General features: G+C 70.9%; 21 protein-coding genes and 1 pseudogene. 11 read left to right on the top strand and 11 right to left on the bottom strand.

Going from position 1 to position 21,655, the window contains the following annotated elements:
• Positions 1-26 precede the first annotated feature (26 nt).
• Both ACFWGZ_RS14835 and ACFWGZ_RS14830 read right to left on the bottom strand, forming a co-directional pair.
• Positions 27-1,616, bottom strand: a complete 1,590-nt coding sequence (locus tag ACFWGZ_RS14835) for a TROVE domain-containing protein (RefSeq protein ID WP_382452034.1) — start codon at positions 1,614-1,616, stop codon at positions 27-29.
• 486 nt (positions 1,617-2,102) lie between these two features.
• Positions 2,103-2,753, bottom strand: coding sequence for a TVP38/TMEM64 family protein (locus ACFWGZ_RS14830; RefSeq protein WP_382452033.1), 651 nt, complete (start codon positions 2,751-2,753; stop codon positions 2,103-2,105).
• Positions 2,754-2,824: 71 nt separating this feature from the next.
• Here ACFWGZ_RS14830 and ACFWGZ_RS14825 point away from each other — a divergent pair, with 71 nt between their 5' ends.
• Positions 2,825-3,244: a hypothetical protein gene (locus tag ACFWGZ_RS14825; RefSeq protein WP_382452032.1), complete on the top strand. Its 420-nt coding sequence runs from the start codon at positions 2,825-2,827 to the stop codon at positions 3,242-3,244.
• A gap of 99 nt (positions 3,245-3,343) precedes the next feature.
• Here ACFWGZ_RS14825 and ACFWGZ_RS14820 read toward each other — a convergent pair whose 3' ends face one another.
• Positions 3,344-3,742: an SSI family serine proteinase inhibitor gene (locus ACFWGZ_RS14820; protein WP_382452031.1), complete on the bottom strand. Its 399-nt coding sequence runs from the start codon at positions 3,740-3,742 to the stop codon at positions 3,344-3,346.
• An 87-nt stretch (positions 3,743-3,829) separates the two neighbouring features.
• The gene (locus ACFWGZ_RS14815; protein ID WP_382452030.1) at positions 3,830-4,696 is read right to left on the bottom strand and encodes an SGNH/GDSL hydrolase family protein; all 867 of its coding nucleotides are present in this window, start codon (positions 4,694-4,696) and stop codon (positions 3,830-3,832) included.
• Positions 4,697-4,783: 87 nt separating this feature from the next.
• On the opposite strand from ACFWGZ_RS14815, the gene ACFWGZ_RS14810 reads away from it, so the two are divergent.
• Positions 4,784-6,064, top strand: a complete 1,281-nt coding sequence (locus ACFWGZ_RS14810) for an MFS transporter (RefSeq protein WP_382452029.1) — start codon at positions 4,784-4,786, stop codon at positions 6,062-6,064.
• Here ACFWGZ_RS14810 and ACFWGZ_RS14805 read toward each other — a convergent pair.
• Together ACFWGZ_RS14805 and ACFWGZ_RS14800 are read right to left on the bottom strand one after the other, a co-directional pair.
• Positions 5,996-6,847, bottom strand: a complete 852-nt coding sequence (locus ACFWGZ_RS14805; RefSeq protein ID WP_382452028.1) for a hypothetical protein — start codon at positions 6,845-6,847, stop codon at positions 5,996-5,998. The genes ACFWGZ_RS14810 and ACFWGZ_RS14805 overlap by 69 nt on opposite strands.
• Positions 6,844-7,791: an SPFH domain-containing protein gene (locus ACFWGZ_RS14800; RefSeq protein WP_382452027.1), complete on the bottom strand. Its 948-nt coding sequence runs from the start codon at positions 7,789-7,791 to the stop codon at positions 6,844-6,846. The genes ACFWGZ_RS14805 and ACFWGZ_RS14800 overlap by 4 nt, the downstream gene beginning before the upstream one ends.
• A gap of 49 nt (positions 7,792-7,840) precedes the next feature.
• Between ACFWGZ_RS14800 and ACFWGZ_RS14795 the strand changes: the two genes are divergently transcribed.
• Positions 7,841-8,518: an NUDIX domain-containing protein gene (locus tag ACFWGZ_RS14795; protein ID WP_382452026.1), complete on the top strand. Its 678-nt coding sequence runs from the start codon at positions 7,841-7,843 to the stop codon at positions 8,516-8,518.
• A gap of 45 nt (positions 8,519-8,563) precedes the next feature.
• Here the strand turns inward: ACFWGZ_RS14795 and ACFWGZ_RS14790 are convergent, their stop codons facing one another.
• Positions 8,564-9,571, bottom strand: a complete 1,008-nt coding sequence (locus ACFWGZ_RS14790) for a Gfo/Idh/MocA family oxidoreductase (protein WP_382452025.1) — start codon at positions 9,569-9,571, stop codon at positions 8,564-8,566.
• 190 nt (positions 9,572-9,761) lie between these two features.
• Here ACFWGZ_RS14790 and ACFWGZ_RS14785 point away from each other — a divergent pair, with 190 nt between their 5' ends.
• Entirely contained in the window at positions 9,762-11,048 is a 1,287-nt protein-coding gene (locus tag ACFWGZ_RS14785; RefSeq protein ID WP_382452024.1) for a bifunctional o-acetylhomoserine/o-acetylserine sulfhydrylase, read from the top strand.
• A complete protein-coding gene (locus ACFWGZ_RS14780) occupies positions 11,048-12,061 on the top strand; it encodes a homoserine O-acetyltransferase (protein WP_382452023.1) in 1,014 nt (337 codons plus the stop codon). The genes ACFWGZ_RS14785 and ACFWGZ_RS14780 overlap by 1 nt, the downstream gene beginning before the upstream one ends.
• Here ACFWGZ_RS14780 and ACFWGZ_RS14775 read toward each other — a convergent pair.
• A complete protein-coding gene (locus tag ACFWGZ_RS14775; RefSeq protein WP_382452022.1) occupies positions 12,024-12,710 on the bottom strand; it encodes a TioE family transcriptional regulator in 687 nt (228 codons plus the stop codon). The two genes, ACFWGZ_RS14780 and ACFWGZ_RS14775, sit on opposite strands and share 38 nt — an antisense overlap.
• A gap of 79 nt (positions 12,711-12,789) precedes the next feature.
• On the opposite strand from ACFWGZ_RS14775, the gene ACFWGZ_RS14770 reads away from it, so the two are divergent.
• Entirely contained in the window at positions 12,790-13,902 is a 1,113-nt protein-coding gene (locus ACFWGZ_RS14770) for an erythromycin esterase family protein (protein WP_382452021.1), read from the top strand.
• On the opposite strand, the gene ACFWGZ_RS14765 is transcribed toward ACFWGZ_RS14770, so the two are convergent.
• Positions 13,874-14,380: a hypothetical protein gene (locus ACFWGZ_RS14765; protein WP_382452020.1), complete on the bottom strand. Its 507-nt coding sequence runs from the start codon at positions 14,378-14,380 to the stop codon at positions 13,874-13,876. The genes ACFWGZ_RS14770 and ACFWGZ_RS14765 overlap by 29 nt on opposite strands.
• A 120-nt stretch (positions 14,381-14,500) precedes the next feature.
• Between ACFWGZ_RS14765 and ACFWGZ_RS14760 the strand changes: the two genes are divergently transcribed.
• The 4 genes and pseudogenes from ACFWGZ_RS14760 to ACFWGZ_RS14745 all read left to right on the top strand — a co-directional run.
• Positions 14,501-15,619 carry a sensor histidine kinase gene (locus ACFWGZ_RS14760; protein WP_382452019.1) on the top strand — a complete coding sequence of 373 codons (1,119 nt, stop codon included), beginning with the start codon at positions 14,501-14,503 and terminating at the stop codon, positions 15,617-15,619.
• Positions 15,616-16,269 (top strand): response regulator, encoded by a 654-nt coding sequence (locus ACFWGZ_RS14755; protein ID WP_382452018.1) that lies wholly within the window; start codon positions 15,616-15,618, stop codon positions 16,267-16,269. Before ACFWGZ_RS14760 ends, ACFWGZ_RS14755 begins: the two co-directional genes overlap by 4 nt.
• Positions 16,270-16,331: 62 nt before the next feature.
• A complete protein-coding gene (locus ACFWGZ_RS14750) occupies positions 16,332-17,036 on the top strand; it encodes an alpha/beta hydrolase (RefSeq protein ID WP_382452017.1) in 705 nt (234 codons plus the stop codon).
• Positions 17,033-17,884 (top strand): annotated as a pseudogene (locus ACFWGZ_RS14745) (acyltransferase family protein); the annotation flags it as partial. The gene ACFWGZ_RS14750 and the pseudogene ACFWGZ_RS14745, both read left to right, overlap by 4 nt.
• Here the strand turns inward: ACFWGZ_RS14745 and ACFWGZ_RS14740 are convergent.
• Both ACFWGZ_RS14740 and ACFWGZ_RS14735 read right to left on the bottom strand, forming a co-directional pair.
• Entirely contained in the window at positions 17,847-19,859 is a 2,013-nt protein-coding gene (locus ACFWGZ_RS14740) for a phospholipase A2 (protein ID WP_382452016.1), read from the bottom strand. The pseudogene ACFWGZ_RS14745 and the gene ACFWGZ_RS14740 overlap by 38 nt on opposite strands.
• A 91-nt stretch (positions 19,860-19,950) precedes the next feature.
• Positions 19,951-20,523 carry a TetR/AcrR family transcriptional regulator gene (locus ACFWGZ_RS14735; RefSeq protein WP_382452015.1) on the bottom strand — a complete coding sequence of 191 codons (573 nt, stop codon included), beginning with the start codon at positions 20,521-20,523 and terminating at the stop codon, positions 19,951-19,953.
• Positions 20,524-20,832: 309 nt separating this feature from the next.
• Between ACFWGZ_RS14735 and ACFWGZ_RS14730 the strand changes: the two genes are divergently transcribed.
• Entirely contained in the window at positions 20,833-21,633 is an 801-nt protein-coding gene (locus tag ACFWGZ_RS14730) for an SGNH/GDSL hydrolase family protein (protein ID WP_382452014.1), read from the top strand.
• The last annotated feature ends 22 nt before the right edge of the window (positions 21,634-21,655 follow it).

Here is a 21,655-nt window from a genome sequence, read left to right as displayed (position 1 = left end):
CCGCGTCAGCGGAGAACCCTCGCCGCTCAGAACGGCCAGTCGGCGTTCCGGCCGGCCTCGAGCAGGGGGACCGCCCTGAAGGTCGCGTCGGTCAGACCGCCGAACTCGTGCCGGTTGGCCTTGCCGGTCGCGAACGCGGCCCTCTGGTACCCGTTCAGGTTGAACCCGTACACCGGCACGTGCCGCGGCACGACCGCGTCGACGCCCCGGCCGTCCCCGGTGCTCACGGTCTGCATGTCCGAGATGACGAACACGCGGTCGTGACCCCGGTACGTGCGCCGCAGCGACCCGGCGATGTCGGTGCCGTGCCCGACCTCGCCGATCCGCCGGACGAACCGGTCGACCTCGCGGACGACCGACGCGCCGCGCGGCACGTCGTGGCGGAACACGCCCGTCGCGAAGCCGTGCACGTCCACCTGCTCGCCCTTCGCGCCCAGCGCCACGCCGAAGACCGCCGCGGCCTTGGCCGGGGTGACCTTCGAGCGCGCCGAGATCGTCGTGCTCGTCATCGACCCCGAGGTGTCGATCAGCACGAGCGACCGGCCCGGCAGCGCGGGCAGGGTGCGCAGCGACGCCTGGAGCGCCTGCTCCAGGGCGTGGCCCCAGCGCAGGCTCGGCGCCGCCTCGTAGGCGGACAGGAAGCGGAACGGGAACTGCCGCGAGCGGGCGACCTGGCCGGGGTCGGCCAGCCGGGCCGCGACCTCCGCCGCCGCCTCGTCGGACAGGCCGGCCTGGTCGAAGTTCCTGAGGTTGCGCAGGAGCGCCATGTAGCCCATGGACGGCGCCAGCGCCTCCCACACCTCGCGGGTGAGCGGACCCTGCAGCCAGCCGGCCACCGCCTCCCACGTCATCCCGGCCGAGCGCAGCACCTGCGCCGCGTCCGGACGCGAGAACAGCGCACGGCGCTCCTCGACCGGCCACGACATGAGCTCACGGCGGGCCGTGAGCACGCGCAGGTCCGACGGGACCGCCGCGTCGGCGGAGCGGCGCCGGTCCAGCACGTGCTGGAACAGCGCGCCCTGCCACGGGGCGGCGGGCGAGGGGTGGGCGAGGTTCAGGACGTCGGCCATGCGGAAGCCGCGGGCGTCGCTGTCCCACTTCAGGACGGCGCGCTCGTCGTAGAGGCGGCGGACCGCGTCGGCGATGCCGCGCTTGACCGGCTTCGGCACGCGCCGGCCGTTCTGGGCCGTCCAGTAGGCGAGCAGCTCGCCCGGCTCGTCCGCGCGCTGGAGCACGGAGTCGACGACCGCCCTGTTCGTGACGCCCGCGGCCGAGGACTCCACGAGTCGCGCGAGGACGAACTCCGCGGCGCCGACCAGCGACGCCGTGCGCATGTTCGCCTCGCTGCGCAGCCACTGGAGCAGGCGCGCGGTCCACTCCGGATCCGCCAGCGCCGTCGTGTGGACGAGCTGGGCGAACCGGGTGTCGCGGCGGCCCGCGGACTCGTAGAAGGTGTCCTCGCCGCCCATGTTCGACACGGCGAGCAGGAACAGCTCGGACTTCGCGTCGCGCGCGAAGCCGTCGCCGCCCTCGTGCGTGCGACCGGACGGTTCCGCCGCCGTGGCGACCGGGCTGGTGCCCGCCGGACGTGCGCGGAAGATGTTGAACTTCGCCATCGGCTCTTTCCCCCTCGAAGCAAAAGAAAGGGGAGCCCACGAACTCCGCACGTGTCCGAGATCAAAGGTCGCGGAAGGTACGCAGCTGCTCTGCCGTTTGAGCTACAGCCGGTTTCCCGTCTGGCGGGACTCGAACCCGCAACCCGCCCATTACAGTGGAAGTAACCCTCTGCTGCGCACCGGACACGTGTGGAGTTGTGCGCTCCCGAGATCACCGCGCCAACGGGACATGTGCGTTGTGGAAACGAAGTAACCGTTGGCTTCGCACCGGGTGCGATTTCTATCGAACCACGCCTGGCCAGCGATTTTTCCGACCGGGGTGGAGTTGTGGGCGCCCGAGTTCAGGTCGCGGAAGGTGACTGCCCACCGAGGTGGGCGAAACCGGCTCTCGCCGGCCTCAGGAATCGAACCTGTTTTTCACCGGAAGTAACCCTCCGCTGCGCACCGGGCGCACATTCATACAACCACGCCGCGCCAGCGATTTTTCTACGGTGCGGTCTTCACGAGCCGGCGCAGGAGGTAGAACAGCCCGACGGTCAGCAGGAAACCGACGGCGCTGATCATCACGATCTGTTCGACCGTGTCGGCCTGCGACCCCGCGAACACGTAGGCGGCGCAGATCGGGATGGTGCCGAGGAGGGTGAAGAACATGAACTTGCGGAACGACACCCTGGACACGCCCGCCGACACCGACACCGTCTCCGCCATCATCGGGATCCCGCGGGCGACGCCGAAGAACCACGGACCGAACTGACGGCCCCAGCGCCGCATCTCGGTCAGCTCCTCGATGGTGACGACCCGGCGCACCAGGACCGGGCCCGCGAACCGGCCCAGGGCGTACCCTGCGGCGGAGGAGCCCAGGGACCCGACGACCGCGAGTGCCAGCCCGAAGGGCAGGCCCAGCGCCGTTCCCGCCAGCACGATCAGCGGGGTCGACGGCACGGGCAGCAGCACGTCCACGACGAGCAGCGCGAAGATCGCCGCAGCAGCCCACAGGGGGTCGATGCCGCGCACCCACGTCACCACCCCCTCGAAGTCGATGAGGTCGAGGGCCTCGAACACGATCCAGCTCAGCAGCACGAAGCCGAGCACGACGGCCGGTATCCACTTCCACCGAACGCCCGTCTCATAACTCATCGGGTGATGGTCGTACACGTCGATGCGCCGGACAATCCGCCAGTGGCGCAGGTTCCGCGAAGGAGACACACATGGGTGACGACCTCGTGCCGTTCCTCGGCCACTGGGTGCTCGATCCGGCGCGCTCGGCGTACACCGGCGGCACCCCGCCCCGGAGCGGGCACTACGACCTGCGTCTCGAAGGAGATCGCCTGGTCGTGAGCATCGAGGGCGTGCTCGGCTCCGGCGATCCCATCCGCACCGGGTACGCGCTGGACCTCTGGCAGGACACCCCGATGAGCGTCGGCGCCGTCGACCGCGTGCGCACCGTCGTCGAACCCCGCCGGTTCTGCACGATCGCCTACGCGGGCGCGCAAGCGGTTGCGCGGGCGTGGCGGATCCTCGGCAGCCTCGACGAGATGACGATCGTCCAGTCCGCACCGGACCACTTCGGCGTGTGGCGCGACGACGTGTCGGTCTACCGCCGCCAGTTCCAGAGCCGGTGGAGCTGAGGGCCTGGAGGCACTTCCCGAAGAGTTCACCTCGGAACGCCACCGGTGTTCCAGCACGACGGCGGTGTGCTGGAACACCGGTGACGCGGCACTGGGCGACTAGAAGTCGAAGACCTCGCCGGTGTGCGCGCGCACGGCGCACGGGTTCGGGTAGACCTGCTGGAAGTCGATCCGCTTGGTGCGCCACTTGCCGCGCAGCGTCGCCTTGGTCGGGTTCAGCTCCATCGTGCACATCGCGTTGGTGGCGCCCAGCCTGCGGAAGTCGCCCTGCACGGGCATGAGCAGGTCGCACGCCTGCTGCGCGTGGCGGTGCGTGCCGCCGGCGGGCTCGCAGGTCAGCTGGGTGGTGCTGAGCACTCCCATCCGGGGCTGCAGCGAGAGCACCAGCCCGGACTCGGGGACGAGGGAGGCTGCCGGGAGTGACGCTGCCTGGGCGGTCGCGGGGAAGAGCGGTGCGGCGAGCGCGAGACAGGCAAAAAGAAGTCGGGTCCTTGCCATGCCACCACTCTGGCGCGGCGAGGACCCGAACTTCCATTCAACTCAGCGGTAACACCGGATCGTGTGATCCATGATCACGGCGTGCAACTAGATGCCCGCGGACGCCGTCGCGAGCGCCGCGGCGACCTGGTTGCCCACCGCGGCCATGCCCTTCACGTTCGGGTGGACCGGGAACGCGGGGCTCGTCGGGATGATGCCCTCGACCCACTTGTCCCACGGCGCCGCGCACGTGTCGCGGCCGAGGCTGATGTCGTACGGGTTCACGAACGTGGCACCGGCGGCACTGGCCCGGGCGCCGAGCATTCCGTTGAGCTGCTGCTGCACGCCGTCGAGGTACGGCACGTCGCCGCGCGAGATCGGCACGACCGGCCAGCACCCGCCCGAGGGCGGCAGGATGCGCAGGTAGCCCACCACGACGATCTTGGCCTTGGGCGAGCGCTGCTTGATGCCGTCGAGCACCTCGGCGACCTTCTGGCCGGTGGCGGCGACGCGCTGGGCGAGCGAGTCGCCGTAGCTCGCCCGGCAGGGAGCGCCGACCGGGTCGGAGACGCTCTTGCCGGCGCAGTTCAGGAGGATGTCGGTGAAGCCGATGTCGTTGCCGCCGATGGAGATCGTCACGAGGTCCGTGTCGGCCTTCAGCGCGGAGAACTGCGGCGCGGACTGGCCGGGGAAGCCGCTCTGCACGCCCGCCATGTCCTTCGTCTGCGCGCCACCGCAGGAGATGTCGGTGAAGGTCGCGACCCCGAGCCGCTTCGCGAGCACCGACGGGTAGTTCTGCGTGGACTTGAAGCAGCTCAACGGGTCGAGCCGTTGCAGTGGGATGAACGGCCCGGACACGAACGAATCTCCGAGCGAGACGTAGTTCCGGTACCGCGGGGCAGCGCTCGCGGGTAGCGCCAGCAGGGCCGCGATCATGGCTGTGAGCAGGGAAACGACAGTGACTCGGCGCGTCATTGCTACCTCGTTACTGAGCAGTAGGAACGTAGGACGAAGAGTGACCGGGGCATTGCGCGGTGTCAATCCCTCTACCAGGCTGGAACGATGACGGGGGTCCGGAAGGTCGCGGCGGCGTCGGCGGTCGGCAACTCGATCGAGCTGTACGACTTCCTGCTCTACGGCACGGCCTCGGCGCTCGTGTTCGACAAGATCTTCTTCCCGCAGTTCGACTCGCGCGTCGGCGTGCTGCTCGCGTTCGCCACGTTCGGCGCGGGCTTCCTCGCCCGGCCGCTGGGCGGCGCGGTGATCGGCCACCTCGGCGACCGGATCGGCCGGCGGGCGATGCTCGTGGTCACCCTCTCGGTCACGGGCGTGTCGACGGCGACGATCGGGCTGTTGCCCACCTACGCGCAGGTCGGGATCCTCGCGCCGGTGCTGCTCGTGCTGCTGCGGGTCGTGCAGGGCTTCTTCATGGGCGGCGAGCAGAGCGGCGCGTCGCTGATGGCGGTCGAGCACGCGCCACCGGGCCGGTGGGGCTGGTACGGCAGCTGGGTGTTCATCGGGTCGCCGGTCGGTCTCGTGCTGGCGAACCTCGCGATGTACCTGTCGTCGCGCGCCACCGGCGAGCGGGACTTCCTGTCGTGGGGCTGGCGGTTGCCGTTCCTGTTCTCGGTCGTGCTGGTCGGCATCGGGCTCTACATCCGGTTGCGCGTCGCGGAGTCGCCGCGGTTCGCCCGGGCCGGGAAGGCGCGGCTGCCGATCGCCGAGGTGCTGCGCGACCGGTGGCGGGTGGTGCTGCTGGGCGCCGGCGTGAACCTCGGCTTCACGATCTTCATCTACGTGCTGAGCGTGTTCATGATCGGCTACGGGCGGACGGAGCTGGCGATCCCCGCGGACGGTCTCCTGGTGGCGATCACCGCCGGGGCGGTGGCGCAGGTCGTCGCGGTGCCCGCGTTCGGGCTGCTCTCGGACCGCGTCGGGCGGTTCCCGGTGATGTTCGGCGGCGCGATCTTCCAGACGGCGTTCGCGTTCCCGCTCTTCTGGCTGACGGACTCCGGCTGGTTCACGTTCGCGCTGGTGCTGGGGTTCGTGGGCTCGGCGGCGCTGTTCGGCCCGTCGGCCGCGTACTTCGCCGAGCTCTTCCGGACCCGCGTGCGCTACAGCGGGGTGGCGTTGAGCTTCCAGCTCGGCGCCGTGCTCGGCGGCGGGCTCGCGCCGCTGCTCGCGCAGTCGTTGCTGCGCACCGGAACCTGGGCGATCGCGCTGTACCTGATCGCGGGTGCCGTGCTGTCCGGGGTCTGCCTGCTCGCGATCGGCTCAGCGCACGAGGCGGAGCCGGCGGGCGGCGAGTCCGACGGTCAGCCGCTGGCCCCAGCCCAGGCGTAGCGCGTCGCTCTCGATGCCGTCGCCGAACGCCACCAGCCCGTCGGACTCGACGTCGACGGTGAGCTCCTCGCCGGTGATCTCGCCCTCGGTGCGGGCGGTGCCGGTGCTCGGCGACGGCCACGCCTCCCGGACGAACCAGGCGAGCCGGCGCTCGGTCGGTTCGGGGAGCCGGATCCGGCTCCGCCGTTCGCGGTGGGCCGAGCTGCACCAGCCGGTCGCGCCCGTGCCGGTGCCGACGAGGACGCCGGACGACGCCTGGCGCTCGCCCAGGACGCGGTAGCGGCTCGTCTGGTGACTCGGGTGGCCGACGTAGATCTCGTTGAGGGCCAGCAGGGTCTGGCCGTCGTCGGACCGCGCCTCGACCATCGTGCGGTCCTCGGTGTCCCCGGTCCGGTGCAGGAGCTCGGCCGCGTCGGACGGGGCGTGCTTCGCCAGCACACCCCGGTCCGGGTTGATGCCGATCACCGGCTGGCCGTCCAGGTACTTGGCGACGTTGGCCACCAGGCCGTCCTGGCCGACGACGACGACTACGTCTTCGGGCGCGAACAGGAACCGCGACAGGTCTTCCCTCTCGACCACGCCGCGGCGCCAGTCCAGCGGGATCGCGGCGCCGACCTCTCCCAGCGCTGCTCGGGTCTGTTGGTCACGGTCCACCACCTCGTCCAGGGTTCGGTTGCGGGACTTGAGGAAGAACTCGACCTGCCCTCTCGTCCCGTGCCTCGCCAGCAACTCTGTCAGCTCGGTGCGCCGGTTCACCAGCACGATTCTGGGGGCCAGACTCATCGGGCGAGCCTGTTCAGGATCGGCTGGACGAGGTCGGGGGTCAGCGTGATGCTGCCGATCTCCGGGAGGTTGCCCGCCAGTTCCTTGGCGGCCAACGCGTAGAGGGTCTCCCGCGGGACGTCCTGGTAGGCGTCGAGCCGGGCCCTCTCGCCGGCGGCCTCGGCCTCGGCGAGCCGCTGGACGCCCTCGGCCTTCGCCTCGGTGGCGATCTTCGCGGTCCTGGCGTCGTCCTCGGCCTGCCTGAGGGCGTTGGCGCCGCGCTGGACGACCAGCTGCTCCTCGCGCTTGGCGAGCTCGATCTGGTTCTTCAGCTCGTTCTCGCTGATCGCGCGTTCGCGTTCCACCGCGATGGCCCGGCGCTCGTAGGTGGCCTTGTCGGCCTCCTGCTGGACGCGTTCGCGGATCGTCGTCTGGAGCGCCTTCTCCAGGTCGGCGTCGGGGCGGATGGCGACGACGCGGACGTCGATGATCTCCATGCCGATGTGGTCCGCCCGCAGGTTCGTCTGCACGGCGGTCTTGACCCGCTCCACGCCGGTCCGGATCGCCTGGTCCAGGTCGACCGTGGCGAGGATCTTCAGGGCGTGCTGCTGGGTGCTCTCGGTGAGCGTGGTGGCGATCTGGCTCAACGGGTCCTGGCGCCACGTGCCGGTGTCGGGGTCGATCGAGAAGTCGATGCGGCTGGTCGCCGTCTCCGGGTCGGTGCAGCGGTAGGTGACCGTCAGCTGGACCGTGACGTCCTGGTAGTCGTGGGTCCTGGCGTGGAACAGCATCGGGAGCTCCCGGTCGTCCACCGGGACCTCGCTCAGCACCGCTGATCTGGGCCGGAACCAGAAGCTCTGACCCGTGCCCTCGTGGACCAGCTCGCCCTTCCTGACGTGCCGGACGTGGACGGTGGGGGTGCCCCTCAGGTGGCGGAGCCCGGGGTACCTGCTGATGTCTGCCATGACCACTCCTCGGTTGTCGTCACTCTGACGATAACACTATGCTCCGGTGGTGTACTCGCCCAGTGATTTCCCTCCTTTCGCGGTCACCGTCGACCTGGTGGTGCTGACGGTGCGGGACGACGCCCTGTGCGCGCTGCTGGTCCGGCGGGGGGAGGAGCCGTTCGCCGGGCGGTGGGCGTTGCCCGGCGGGTTCGTCCAGGTCGCGGAGTCCGTGGACGCCGCCGCCGTCCGGGAGTTGCGCGAGGAGACCGGGGTGTCCGGGTTGTTCCTGGAACAGCTCGGGACCTACGGAGAGCCCGCCCGGGACCCCCGGATGCGGGTGGTCTCGGTGGCCCACCTGGCGCTGGCCGCCGACCTGCCGGTGCCGGTGGCCGGGACCGACGCGGCTTCGGCCGCGTGGGTGCCGGTGGCGGAGGTGTCCTCGCTGGCCTTCGACCACTCCCGGATCCTCGCGGACGGGGTGGAGCGGGCTCGGGCCAAGCTGGAGTACACGTCGCTGGGGGCCGAGTTCTGTGCCGCCGAGTTCACCGTGGCCGAGTTGCGGAGGGTTTACGAGATCGTCTGGGGGGTCTCCCTGGACCCCCGCAACTTCCACCGGAAGGTCACCGGGGTCTCCGGGTTGCTGGTCGCCACCGGGGAGACGACCCGCCGGGACGGGGGGCGACCGGCCGCGCTGTTCCGGCGTGGGCCGGCTCGGACGTTGTACCCGCCGTTGGTCCGTCCTTGAGTGCGCTGTCCCGGAACCCTCTGCGGCGAAGCCGCAGTGTCGCCGTCACAGCCGGACTGCGCCGCCCGTGGCCGCCGATTGCCTTGCCGCCTCGATGATTTCCAGGCCCGTCACCGCGTCCTGTGGCGGTACCGGGGCTCTGCCCGCCGCCACTGCCTCGTAGAAGTCCTGGTAGGCACCCGGTTCTGTCCTGTGAGGGGTGCCGTTCACCGTGCCCCAGGCCTCTTCCGGCTCCTCGCCCCAGCCCGGGCCCGCCGGGGTCTCGCCCGCCTTCAGGCGCTCTTCCTGGGGGTCCATGCCGTGCTTCACGTAGGCGGCGTCGTGGCCCAGCACCCGGAAGCGCGGGCCCAGGTCCGCTGCCAGGGCGCTCATCCACAGGTGGGAGCGGACGCCGTTGTCGTGGGTGAGGGACACGAAGACGTCGTCGTCCGCCCTCGCGGTGGGCCGGACCGTGGCGATTTCCGCGTGGACCGACCTCGGGCGGCCGAAGAGGGCCACCGACTGGTCGATCAGGTGGGTGCCCAGGTCGTAGAGGATGCTGCCCAGGTCCTTCGGGTCGCCGGACTCCTTCCAGGACTCCTTGATCTCGGGGCGGTAGCGCTCGAACCTCGACTCGAAGCGGTGGACCGCGCCCAGGGTGTTCTGCGCCAGGAGCTTCTGAACGGTCAGGAAGTCGCCGTCCCAGCGGCGGTTGTGGAACGGGGCCAGGAGCAGGTTCCTCGAGTAGGCGATGGAGGCCAGGGCCCTCGCCTCCGCCGCCGAGCCCGCGAAGGGCTTGTCGACCACGACGTTCAGGCCGTGTTCCAGGACCTGGCGGGCGTGGGTCGCGTGGAAGCGGTTCGGGGTGGTGACGACGACCAGCTCGAAGTCGCCCGCCCACACCTCGTCCAGAGTGGACAGCAGGGTCGTGTCCGGGTAGCGGGCGCTCACCTCTGCCCTGCGCTTCGGGTTCGCGGTGACCACGGCGGAGAGTTCCAGGCCCGGGGTGGTCGCGATGAACGGGGCGTGGAAGGCCGCCCCTCCCAGTCCGTAGCCGACCAGAGCTGTGCGCATGCGATCAGCCTAAGCGTTCTCACCTGGTGGACGGGGTGTCCATGAGGCCGGATGGCCCCCTACCTTGTGTGACCATGACCATGCCGCTGGTTCGCCGACGCCACGTGGACCTCGTGCGCGTCACCAGCATGGCCTGTCGCCGCTCCCGTTGATCTCGAGCCCACCTCACCGCACCACCTGGAGCACAGCCATGTCCTGGTCCTTCGAGACTGCCCAGATCCACGCCGGCGCCGCGCCCGACCCCGCCACCGGTGCCCGTGCCACGCCGATCTACCAGACCACCTCCTACGTCTTCCGCGACACGCAGCACGGCGCGGACCTCTTCTCGCTGGCCGAGCCCGGGAACATCTACACGCGCATCAACAACCCCACGCAGGACGTGCTCGAGCAGCGGGTCGCCGCGCTCGAGGGCGGTGTGGCGGCCGTCGCGTTCGCGTCCGGGTCGGCCGCCGGGACGGCGGCGATCCTCAACCTCGCGCGGAGCGGGGACCACTTCGTGTCCAGCGCCTCCCTGTACGGCGGCACGTACAACCTGTTCCACTACACGTTGCCCAAGCTCGGCATCGAGGTGTCCTTCGTGGACGATCCGGACGACCTCGACGCGTGGCAGGCGGCGGTGCGGCCCAACACCAAGCTGTTCTTCGCCGAGACGCTGGCGAACCCGCGCAGCCACGTGCTCGACATCGAGGGTGTGGCCGGGGTCGCGCACGCCAACGACGTGCCGCTGGTCGTGGACAACACGGTGCCCACGCCGTACCTGTTGCGGCCGTTGGAGCACGGCGCCGACATCGTGGTCCACTCCGCCACCAAGTACCTCGGCGGGCACGGCACGGCGATCGCCGGCGTGGTCGTGGACGGCGGCAAGTTCGAGTACGGGGCCGAGAAGTTCCCCGACTTCCACGAGCCGGACCCCAGCTACAACGGCCTGCGGTACTGGCCGGTGCTCGGGCACGGGGCGTTCGCCGCCAAGCTGCGCGTGCAGGGGCTGCGGGACACGGGTGCGGCCATCGCACCGCTGACCAGCTTCCTGATCATCCAAGGCATCGAGACGCTGTCGCTGCGGATCGAGCGGCACGTGCAGAACGCTCAGGCGCTCGCCGAGTGGCTGGAGGCGCGGGACGAGGTGGAGAAGGTCCACTACGCGGGCCTGCCGTCGTCGCCGTTCCACACCAACGCGCAGAAGTACCTGCCCAAGGGCGCGGGCGCGGTCGTCAGCTTCGAGCTGCGCGGCGGGGTCGACGCCGGACGGGCGTTCGTCGACGGGACCAGCCTGTTCAGCCAGCTCGTGAACATCGGCGACGTGCGGTCGTTGATCGTGCACCCCGCCTCGACCACGCACAGCCAGCTCACGCCCGAGGAGCAGCTCGTCACGGGCGTCTCGCCCGGCCTGGTGCGGCTGTCGGTCGGGCTGGAGGGCGTCGAGGACCTCAAGGCCGACCTGGAGGCGGGCTTCACCGCGGCCAAGTCGGCGCTGTAGTGGGCGGCTGGAGGTTCGGCGACCCGGACGGGCGGCGGAAGTGGTTCCGCCACGCCGAGCCCTTCGCGGGACTGCCGGGGTTCCAGCTCGCGTACGAGACGTGGGGGACCTTGAACGCCAAGGCCTCCAACGCGGTGCTCGTGCTCCACGCCCTCACCGGTGACAGCCACGTCGCCGGGGGCGTGGAGCCGGGCCACCCGACGCCGGGCTGGTGGGAGCCGTTGATCGGGCCCGGCCGGCCGCTCGACGGGTTCTTCGTGGTGGCGCCGAACGTGCTGGGCGGCTGCCAGGGCAGCACCGGGCCCTGGCAGCTCCCCGGTTTCCCCGCGATCACCATCCGCGACCAGGTCGCCGCCGAGGTCCTCCTCGCCGACTTCCTCGGCATCTCGCGGTGGGCCGCGGTGCTCGGCGGGTCGATGGGCGGCATGAGGGCCGTCGAGTGGGCCGTCGGCGAGCCGGACCGCGTGGAGTCGTTGCTGTTGCTGGCGACCACGGCCGCCGCGTCGGCCGAGCAGATCGGGCTCGCGTCGGCGCAGGTGCACGCGATCAGGGCCGATCCCGTGGCGGGACTGGGGATCGCGCGCCGGATCGCGCACCTGAGCTACCGCAGCGAGCAGGAGCTGCAGGCGCGCTTCGGCCGGCGGGTCCGCGAGGACGGGCGGTTCGAGGTCGAGTCCTATTTGGACCACCACGCGGCGAAGCTCTCCCGCCGGTTCGACGCGGAGAGCTACGTGACGCTGAGCGAGGCGATGAACTCGCACGACGTCGGACGCGGGCGTGGCGGCATCGAGGCGGCGCTGGCGCGGGTGAAGGCCCGCACGATCGTCGCCGGGGTCGACTCCGACCGGCTGTACCCGCTGGCGCAGCAACGGGAACTGGCCGCGGGCATCTCCGGGGCGGACGGGCTGCGGGTGATCGAGTCGCCGCACGGGCACGACGCGTTCCTGATCGAGAGCGAGCAGGTCGGCGCGCTCGTCACGGAGCTGGTGCCCGCGCACTCAGGTAGTCGTTGAGCCGCGCGGAGGCCCGGAGCATCGCGAGGCCCCGCGCGGTCAGGCGGCGGTGCCAGTCCGCCAGCGCGCTGCCCAGCGTCTCCGTGCCGCCCGCCGTGCGGACCTGCTCGACCACCAGGGCGATGCGCGCCAGCGGGTAGCCGCCGCGCCGCAGCAGGTGCGCCAGCTCGGCGTCGCGGACGTCCTCGGCCAGGTACACGCGGTACCCGGTGGGCTCGCGGGCGGGCGTGAGGACACCGGCCTCCTCCCACGCGCGCAGCGTCGCCGGGGTGACGCCGAGGCGCCGGGCCAGCTCGCCGATCGTGCGCGGTTCCGGCACGGGCTCGAAGTCGGTCAGGTCCGCCACGGCGCGGCTGACCGAGCCGAGGGTCTCGCGGTCGCGCAGCAACTGCTCGTGGCCGCGGTCCACGGCCAGCAGCACGCCGTCCAGGTCGTCGGCGTGGACCGCGTTCATGATCTGGCCGGCCCGCGCGTGCCCGAACGCCGGGATCAACGCGAGGAACGCGCGCAATGCGGCGGCGTGGACCTCGGTGTAGACGCGGTAGCCGGACGGGGTGCGTTCGGCGGGCGGGAGGAACCCCGACTGCTCGTAGTTGCGCACGGCCTGGGTGGAGAGGCCGTGCTCGTGAGCGAGGTCGGAGGGACGCACGGTTGAAACTTTAGCCGCCCTCGGCAGCAGTTATCGCGGGAAAGTCTCAACGGAGCTTTCAATGTTACGGTTGAGCCACATGAGCCAGGACATCCGCGAGTTCATCACCCCCTTCACCGAGCTGCTGGCGTTCGGCGAGCCGACCCACCTGGAGCACGCCCACACCTGGGTCCGCAACGAGCTGTTCGAGCAGCTGGCCGGCCTCGGCTACCGGTCCATCGCGCTGGAGACCTGCCGGATCAGGGGCCTGCTGGTCGACGACCACGTCCAGGGCGGCCCCGGAGACCTCGACACCGTCATGAAGGACGGCTTCTCCCACTCGTTCGGCCAGTGGCCCGCCAACCGCGAGCTGGTCCAGTGGATGCGCGAGTACAACGAGGACAAACCGGCGCACGACCGCCTGGCGTTCCACGGCTTCGACTTCCAGACCGAGACCGTCAGCGCGCCCAGCCCGCGTCCCTACCTCGAACACGCCCGCGACTACCTCGGCGAGGACGTCGACCTCTCGACCGACGACGAGAAGTGGAGCCGCACCGAGGCCGTCATGGACCTCACCCGGTCGCCGGGGCTGTCCGACGAGGCGCACAGGTTCCGCGAGATCGGCACGGGCATGCTCGCGCGGCTGCACGAGCGCCGCAGCACCGACCCCGCCTGGTACCGCGCCGAGACGCACCTGGTGGCCGGTCTGAGCCTGCTCCGCTACCACCGGGAGTGCGCGGAGCCGAACCCGCTGGGCGTGCGCCTGAACCGCCTGTGCCAGCTGCGGGACGGCGTGATGGCCCGCAACCTGCTGGAGATCCGGCGCGCCGAGGCGTCGCGCGGGCCGACGTTCGTGTTCGCGCACAACGCCCACCTGCAGCGCACCAACAGCTCGATGGAGATGGCCGGCGAACGGATCGAGTGGTTCTCCGCCGGCGCGCTCGTCGCGCCGATCCTCGGTGACCAGTACACGGTCATCGCGGGCACGCTCGGCCGCAACGACTCGTTCGGGCTGGGCGAACCGGACAAAGCCACCCTCGAAGGCCAGCTGCAGAGCCGTTTCACGACCTGGGGCATCACCGCGGACAAGCCGCGGGGTCCCAGCCGCACCGACACGAAGCCGGAGATGGGCTACTTCCCGCTGGACCAGCACCTCATGGACGGTGCGGACGCGCTGCTGCACATCAGGGCTGGTCGTCCAGTGACGCGGTGATCCAAGGCGCGATCGGCAGGTCGCGCGTCTCGCACTCCACGGCCAGCTTCAGGGTCCACCGCAGGGCTTGCAGGACCACGGTCGCGAGCTCCTGCGGTGCCCCGTTGGCCAGGGCGATCTCGATCTGCTCCGAGGCCGCGTCCTGGTCGCCGTGCACCTCCGCCAGCAACGCGCGGATCGCCGTGCGCACCGGCGGGTCCGCGTCGTCGATCTGGACCTCGTTGCCCTCCTCGTCGAAGACCTGCATCTTGACCGGCGTGGCGCCGCCGGACCCGAGCGCGCCGACCATGCTGCTGCACTCGGCGAACAGCAGCAGCACCAGCTCGCGGATCTCCTCGTTGCCCTCGGGGGAACCGCTGAGATAGCCGGTCACGAGGTCCACCGCCACAGCGTCCTCACCGGCCCTGGCCGCGGCCAGCGCCTCACCGGCCACGGCGGTCAGCCGCGACCAGCGATCCGGGTCCTGTGGTGGTCTCACTGGTACTGCCTACCGCGCGGCGTCACGCATTCGCAATGCCCCATCTTGATCAGAGTCGTACCCCGGTATGTCACTCCGCAGGTCAATGTGCGGATACGCGGATCCACCTAGCATCGGGTGGTGTTCCGCACGTTGTACCGGACGGTCCTCGGTCCCGATCGCACGCGAGTTCTGCCCAGAGCGCTCGGCAGGCTGCGGCTGCCCGCGTTCGCCGCGCTGATCATCTACGCGTTCGTCTGGGCGGTCGTCGCGAGCGCCAACTACGTGCGACAGGACGATTCGGACGGCTGGTGGGTCGTCGTCTTCGTGACGACGCTCGGGGCGTACGTGCTGCTGATCTGGTCGCCCCTCTACGCCTGGCGGCTGGCCGCGGCGGCCTTCTTCCCCGTGAGCCTCCTCGTGGTGGGCGAAGGCGCGGCCGCGTTCCAGTACTGGACCGCGGCGCCGCTGTTCGTCGTGGTCGTGGCGTTCTACTCGCGAGCGATCGTCATCGCGGTCACGGTGGTGACCATGGCGCTGGTCATCGCTTCCGAGCCGCAGGCCGCGGACATGGCGCTCTTCGTGCCCATCATCGCCGCGGTGGTCTACCTGCTCGGTGCGCGCGGACGGGCGGAACGCGAGCTCGAGGAAGAACGCGACGCCAAGGCCGCGCTGGAGGAACGGGCCCGCATCGCGCGGGAGATGCACGACGTGGTGGCGCACCACATGTCGATGGTGGTGGTGAGGTGCGAGACCGCGCCCTACCGCATCAAGGGGCTCAACGAGGAAGCCGAGAAGGAGTTCCAGGAGCTCGGCGAGGCCGCCAGGGAAGCCATCACCGACATGCAGCGCCTGCTCGGCGTGCTCAGGACGAACGGCCAGGAGCCGGAACGCGAGCCGCAGCCCGGCATCAGCCGCATCCCGGAGCTGGTGCGGCCGGGGGACGAGGCCGAGGTCGGCGTGGACGACGTCCCGGAGGCCGTCGGGCTGACCGCGTACCGGATCGTGCAGGAGGCGCTCACGAACGCCACCAGGCACGCGCCCGGCTCCAAGGCGTCCGTCCACGTGCACGAGAACGACGGCGTGCTCGAGGTCGTCGTGGTCAACACCGCCGGCGGGCCGTCGAGGGGCGGCGGCAGCGGGCAGGGTCTGGTGGGGATGCGTGAACGCGTCGCGGTGCACGGTGGCACGCTGACCGTGAAGTCGACCGAGGACGGCGGGTTCATGGTCAGGGCGAGGATTCCGTTGGGGGACAAGTGATCAGGGTGGTCGTGGTGGACGACCAGGAGATGGTGCGCGAGGGCTTCTCCGCGCTGCTGAACGCCCAGGACGACATCGACGTGATCGGGTCGGCGGGCAACGGCGTGCAGGGCGTCGCGCTGGCACGTACGGTCAGACCCGACGTCGTGCTGATGGACATCCGCATGCCGGAGATGGACGGGCTCACCGCCACCCGGCTGCTGCTGGACGGCTCCGACGACGTCAAAGTGCTCGTGCTGACCACGTTCGACCTCGACGACTACGTCTACGACGCGTTGCAGGCCGGCGCGAGCGGGTTCCTGCTCAAGCACGCGCCCGCCCGCGAGCTGCTCAACGCCGTGCGCGTGGTGGCCGCCGGGGAGGCGCTGCTCGCGCCGTCGATCACCAAGAGGCTGATCGAGGACTTCGTGAAGGCCCGCCGCACCGACCGCGTGCGGCCCGCGCAGCTCGGCGTGCTGACCGAGCGCGAGACCGAGATCCTCGTGCTGGTCGCGCAGGGCATGTCGAACCTGGAGATCGCCGCGCACCTCGTGCTCGCCGAGCAGACCGTCAAGACGCACGTGAGCCGCGTGCTGACGAAGCTGGGGCTGCGCGACCGGGCCCAGGCCGTCATCGCGGCCTACGAGAGCGGGCTCGTGGTACCGGGGTAGCCGCCCGGGAACGGCTCCGCGGTGTGACGATCCGGGGCGCGTGGTCCTCCTAGCTTCGGTCCATGCGCCGAGCCCTCCTGTTCCTGCTGCTGATCGCCGTTCCCGCGGTCGCGCCGTCGATCGCGCAGTGGCGTGCCGACGTCGCCCGCAGGGTCGCGGTCGTCGGCGACCTCGCGACCGCCCGCGACGTGGTGGTCGTGGTGCCGGGGTCCGACGTGGACACCGACCGGTTCGACCGGACCATCGGCCGGATGGCGACCAACCTGTACGAGCAGGCCCACCGCGACGACCTCGCGGTGATCGCCTGGCTCGGCTACCGGACGCCGCAGGGGCTCGGCGTGGACGCCGCCACGGGCGGTCTCGCCCGGGCCGGGGCGACCGAGCTGGTCGCGTTCGTGCGCGCGCTGCACACCACCGCGCGCATCCACGTCTTCGGGCACAGCTACGGCTCGGTCGTCGTGTCACTGGCGGCACGCGACCTGGACGTCGAGGACATCGTGTTCACCGGCAGCCCCGGCGTGCGGGCGGGGTCCGTCGAGGAGCTCGGGACGTCGGCGCGGGTCTGGGCCGTGCGGTCCGGAGGCGACTGGATGCGGTTCGTGCCCCACGTGCGGCTGTTCGACCTGGGGCACGGCACCGATCCCGCGTCGGAGGCGTTCGGCGCGACCGTGCTGCGGTTCGAGGGCGGCAAGCACGACACTTACTACGAGCGCGGGACCGGGACGTTGGACGCGCTCGTCCGGATCGCTTCGGGGGAGCAGCGGTGAGGAACCCGTTCATCGACGCCGTGCGGGCGGTCGCGGTCGTCACGGTCGTGCTCGGGCACTGGCTGGTGACCGCGCTGGTGGACACGCCCACCGGCATGCACATCGACAGCCCGTTGAAGCACATGGCTGTGCTGACACCGGTTTCGTGGGTGTTGCAGACGCTCGGGTTGTTCTTCTTCGCGGGCGGGTACGCGGCGGCCCACTCGCGGACGTCGTTCCTGGTGCGGTTGAGGCAGCTCGCCGTGCCGACGTCGCTGATGCTGGGGGCGTGGGCGGCCGTCCTCTTCGGACTGATGATGCGCGGCGTCGACCAGGGCACCGCCTACAACATCGGGTTCCTGGTGATGACCCCGCTGTGGTTCTTCGTGGTGTACCTGGTGCTGCTGGCGATGAAACCGGTGGTGCGCAAGCTGGACGAGCGCTCGTGGGGTGTGCTCGTACCGGTCCTGCTGGTGCTGGTGGTGCCGTACGCGGTGTGGTGGGCGGCCTGGCAGCTCGGGTACGCGCTGGCGCGCCGGCGGATCCCCGGCCCGCCGCTGCTGGTGGCCGGTGCGCTCGGGTACGCGCTGCTCACGTCGTTCGGCGGCTACCCGGTGTCGGCCGTGGGGATTCCCGGCGAGGCGGTCTCGAACCTCAACCCGCCGAACTACGCGACGCTCGCGCTGGCGTTCGCGCAGATCGGCCTGGTGCTCACGATCGCGCCCGTGCTGACCAGGCTCGGCACGGCGAAACCCGTGGCGTGGCTGAACAAGCGGGCGCTGGGGATCTTCCTGGCGCACCAGAGCGCGCTGATCACCGTGACGCTGGCGCTCAGCGCGTGGGGGCCGCTGCCGGGACTCCAGCAGCCACCAGATCATCCGGGATGGGTGTGGCAACGACTGCTGTGGCTTCCGGTGTGCGCGGCCGTGACCTGGGGATGGCTGCGAGCACTGCGAGGCCGATCGCCGCGCCGTGCAGCGCCACCACCGCCGGAGCGGGGTTCAGCGCCAGCATCGGCGGTACGCACGCCAGTGCCGTGAGCAGCCACGGCAGGCGCGTGTCGCAGCTGCCGGTGCGGGCGGTGTGGACCAGGTACCAGCCGAGCAGGAGGTGGATCAGGTTCTGCAGCGGGTCGACCGGCAGCAGCACCAGCACGCCGTCGCCGAGGAACCCGCTGACCACGAACCCGAGCACGCCCAGCATCCCGAACACCACGCCCGCGGCCGTCGCGATCCGGGTGCGGTGCGACTCGTGCGACAGCCGCGGGAACCGGACCAGCCGCCGTTCGAACCGGTGGAACACCAGCGTGAGCGGCACGAGCAGCAGCACCAGCCAGATCGGCGCCTGCGTGAGACCGAGCAGCCCGACCAGCGCGCCGACCCCGGCGAGGTAGGCGAGGTAGACCGTCATCGGCGCCCGGCGGGCGAAGTCGACGACGTGCCACGACTTGCCGTTCAGCCACGCCGTGACCCGGCCGCGCGCGAGCAGCGCCAGGCACACCTGCGCGACGCCGAGCACCATCATCGAGCGGGGGTAGTCGCTGAAGAACACCAGCGCGGGCACCGTGATCGCGCCCAGCGCCGCCAGCACCCGCCGGGAGATCTGCTGCAGCGTGCCGTCCGCGTAGAAGAACCCGATCTGCTGCATCAGCAGCGCGCCGACGACGAGGTTCACGTACCCGCCGGTCTTCCAGTCCGTCGACGTGCGCGCCACCTCGACCGTCAGCGTCAGCAGCACCAGCACGAACGGCGCGGTCCGGCGCAGGTGCCGGTGCAGCCACGCGGCGGCGGGCGTCGCGGCCACCGCGAGCAGGTAGACCGCGAGGAACCACAGCGGGTGCGTGATCAACCGGCTGTACGCGTCGACCTCCACGTCGAGCAGGTTGAGCCCGGCGAACACCACCACCCACAGCAGCACGAACGCGAGCACCGGCCGCAGCAGCCACGACGTGCGGCTCGACACCCAGCAGCCGAAACCGCCCTCGTGCGCCTGCCAGCTGCGCAGGTTCGCGTGCCCGCCGGCGAAGAAGAACAACGGCACCGCCTGCAACGCCCACAACCAGGGCGTGCCGACGTCCTCGAGGTGCGCGAGCGTCGCGACCGTCTCCCCGAGCACCAGCAGCGCGAGGCTGAAGAGCCGCAGGAACGTCGCGTACCGGTCCTGCTCGACCGGCTCGGCGGCGGGCAGTTCGTCCCGCTTGCGCCCGTGCAGCCGCGCGAGCAGCAGGAACACCACGACCGCACTGCCGAACGCCCACGCCACGACGGGCTCGTGACCGGGCGGCCCCCACCGCTGCCGCCACGAGTTGAACTTCAGCCCGAGCGCGTAGGTCTCGGCGACGGCGTGGCAGCTCGACTCGGAGCCGCGCGGGTTGATCCGGCACTGCGCGTGCAGGTCGGTCGTCAGCCGGTCGTCCAGCGCCTTGCGCGCCCCGGTCCCGAGCGGGTCGCCCTTGTGGTCGGCGTAGCGCAGCAGGTCGTACCCGAGGTCGTGCGCGCGGCACGCCGTGCTGAAGTCCCACTCCGTGTCGCCCGCGGGCCCGGAGCACCCACCGGAGGCGTCGACGACCCGCAACGTCCCGTCGGGGGCCGTCACGGTCTTGGGATCGCGCCCCATCTCCCGCGCGAAGTCCGACGGCAGGTTGATGTGCGGATCGTGCGTCGGCGACGGCGACACGAACGCGTCGACGGCGTTGGCCGCAGCGATCACGTCGGCACTGGGTGGCACCCCGTTGCCGCCGGTGGCGGGACGGGAGGCGACCACCCCGCAGACGAACACCGCGAGCGTGATCACGGTGAACCGGAACCAGGCCGGGAGCCGGAGGAGGAGTTTGCGAGCGCCCATTGCGGGGAAAGGTTACGGAAGGGTCTCGGCTCATCGCCAATTCGCCAGGTCAGCCGCACGCCATCCGGCGCTCGGCCGAACCGGCCCGCCCTCAGGACGCGACGACGGCGGGCGTGAGCGAGGCGAGCGCCATGCGAGTCAGCAGCGCGGCCATCTGGTCCCGGTCGAGGTGCGCGCTGTGCGGCGTGGAGTTGATCAACCCGAACACCGCGTGCGCCGCCGCTCGTGCGGTCGGCTCGTCGAACCCGTCCACGGTCCGGCGAATCGTCTCGACCCACACCTCGACGTACCGCCGCTGCAGGGCCCGCACCCGGCGCCGGTCCGGATCCGTCAGGTTCGCCAGGTTGCGAGCCTGCACGGTGATGAGCGCGGGATCGTCCAACGCGAAGTCGACGTGCCACCCGACGAGCTCGCGCAGGGCCTCCTCCGCGGTCCCCGCCGCGTCCACCCGCCGCTGCCCGCCGTCGAGCAGCCGCTCGGAGATGGACGTCAGCATCTCGCCGAGCATCGCGTCCTTGCTCCGGAAGTGCCGGTAGAGCGCGGGCCCGGAGATGCCGACGGCCGCACCGATGTCGTCGATGCCCACCCCGTGGAAGCCGTGCCGCGCGAAGAGCTCGGCCGCGGCGTTGAGGATCTGGTCCCGACGTGAGGGTTTATCGGCCACGGGAGGAGGTTAGCAGCCGTTCACATGGCGTTCGGGGGCCAAATCGGGCAGGTAGGGCTCAGGGGAGGCGCGGTGTGGCTCCGATCGCGGATCGTCGCGCAGCGGCGATGAACACGCGCACTTCGCCCGCCCCCAAGGCAACCCGACCCGGCATGCCCCACCGCCAACGCCGCGTCGTCCGATGGGTGGAATTTCCGCAGGTACAACCCCCCACTTGTTGACTATTGACCAATACTTCACACAGGTCTTACTCATGGGTAACCATTGACCCGCAATGCATCAACCCTGCGGCCCCTTCGGGAGTCTTCGATGCGTCCTGCTCACCTCCTCGCCGCGGCCGTCACCGCCGCCGCGGCAGTCATCGCCCTCGCCAACCCCGCGAGCGCGGCCCCGGTCACCGCGGCGGCGGTCAACTACGTCGCGCTGGGCGACTCGTACGCGAGTGGCCTGGGAACCGGCAGCTACGACAGCGGCACCGGCAGCTGCAAGCGCGGTCCGCTCGCCTACCCGGCCCTCTACGCGCAGGCGACGGCCCCGGCGAGCTTCAAGTCCGTGGCCTGTTCCGGTGCCCGGACGGGCGACGTGATCACCCAGGCCGGCGCCCTGACGTCGGCGACCAATCTCGTCACGGTCCAGGTCGGCGGCAACGACGCCGGGTTCACCGACGTCATCACCACCTGCACGTTCGGTTCCGACCAGGATTGCGTCAACCGGGTGAACACGGCGAAGGCCTACGCCGCGAACACGCTTCCCGGGCTGCTCAACAACGTCTACGCCACGATCAAGTCCAAGTCGCCGGGTGCGCGTGTCGTGGTGCTCGGCTACCCGCGCATCTACAAGGTGCCGGGTTCCTGCAACGTCGGGCTGAGCGACACCAAGCGGGCCGCGATCAACTCCGGCAGCGACGCGCTGCACGCCGCGATCAGCGATCGGGCCGGCGCCGCCGGGTTCTCCTACGTCGACGTGCGCGGGGCGTTCACCGGGCACGAGATCTGCTCGTCGAGCTGGTGGCTCAACAGCCTGAGCTGGCCGGTCGAGGAGTCCTACCACCCGAACCGCGCCGGTCACGCGAGCGGCTACCTGCCCGCTCTGCGGAGTGTCGTCGGCTGACGGATTCCGGAACGTGAGAGTG

It is taken from the genome of Lentzea sp. NPDC060358 (assembly GCF_042725365.1).
Classification (GTDB): Bacteria; Actinomycetota; Actinomycetes; order Mycobacteriales; family Pseudonocardiaceae; genus Lentzea.
Note: the sequence above shows the minus strand (reverse complement) of the source record. Positions and strands in the feature narration are given on the sequence as shown.

Excerpts from the sequence above, each read along its gene's own strand:
- ACFWGZ_RS14835 (WP_382452034.1), bottom strand. The coding sequence starts at position 1,616 with ATGGCGAAGTTCAACATCTTCCGCGCACGTCCGGCGGGCACCAGCCCG.
- ACFWGZ_RS14830 (WP_382452033.1), bottom strand. The coding sequence starts at position 2,753 with ATGAGTTATGAGACGGGCGTTCGGTGGAAGTGGATACCGGCCGTCGTG.
- ACFWGZ_RS14825 (WP_382452032.1), top strand. The coding sequence starts at position 2,825 with ATGGGTGACGACCTCGTGCCGTTCCTCGGCCACTGGGTGCTCGATCCG.
- ACFWGZ_RS14820 (WP_382452031.1), bottom strand. The coding sequence starts at position 3,742 with ATGGCAAGGACCCGACTTCTTTTTGCCTGTCTCGCGCTCGCCGCACCG.
- ACFWGZ_RS14815 (WP_382452030.1), bottom strand. The coding sequence starts at position 4,696 with ATGACGCGCCGAGTCACTGTCGTTTCCCTGCTCACAGCCATGATCGCG.
- ACFWGZ_RS14810 (WP_382452029.1), top strand. The coding sequence starts at position 4,784 with ATGACGGGGGTCCGGAAGGTCGCGGCGGCGTCGGCGGTCGGCAACTCG.
- ACFWGZ_RS14805 (WP_382452028.1), bottom strand. The coding sequence starts at position 6,847 with ATGAGTCTGGCCCCCAGAATCGTGCTGGTGAACCGGCGCACCGAGCTG.
- ACFWGZ_RS14800 (WP_382452027.1), bottom strand. The coding sequence starts at position 7,791 with ATGGCAGACATCAGCAGGTACCCCGGGCTCCGCCACCTGAGGGGCACC.
- ACFWGZ_RS14790 (WP_382452025.1), bottom strand. The coding sequence starts at position 9,571 with ATGCGCACAGCTCTGGTCGGCTACGGACTGGGAGGGGCGGCCTTCCAC.
- ACFWGZ_RS14785 (WP_382452024.1), top strand. The coding sequence starts at position 9,762 with ATGTCCTGGTCCTTCGAGACTGCCCAGATCCACGCCGGCGCCGCGCCC.
- ACFWGZ_RS14770 (WP_382452021.1), top strand. The coding sequence starts at position 12,790 with ATGAGCCAGGACATCCGCGAGTTCATCACCCCCTTCACCGAGCTGCTG.
- ACFWGZ_RS14750 (WP_382452017.1), top strand. The coding sequence starts at position 16,332 with ATGCGCCGAGCCCTCCTGTTCCTGCTGCTGATCGCCGTTCCCGCGGTC.
- ACFWGZ_RS14740 (WP_382452016.1), bottom strand. The coding sequence starts at position 19,859 with ATGGGCGCTCGCAAACTCCTCCTCCGGCTCCCGGCCTGGTTCCGGTTC.
- ACFWGZ_RS14730 (WP_382452014.1), top strand. The coding sequence starts at position 20,833 with ATGCGTCCTGCTCACCTCCTCGCCGCGGCCGTCACCGCCGCCGCGGCA.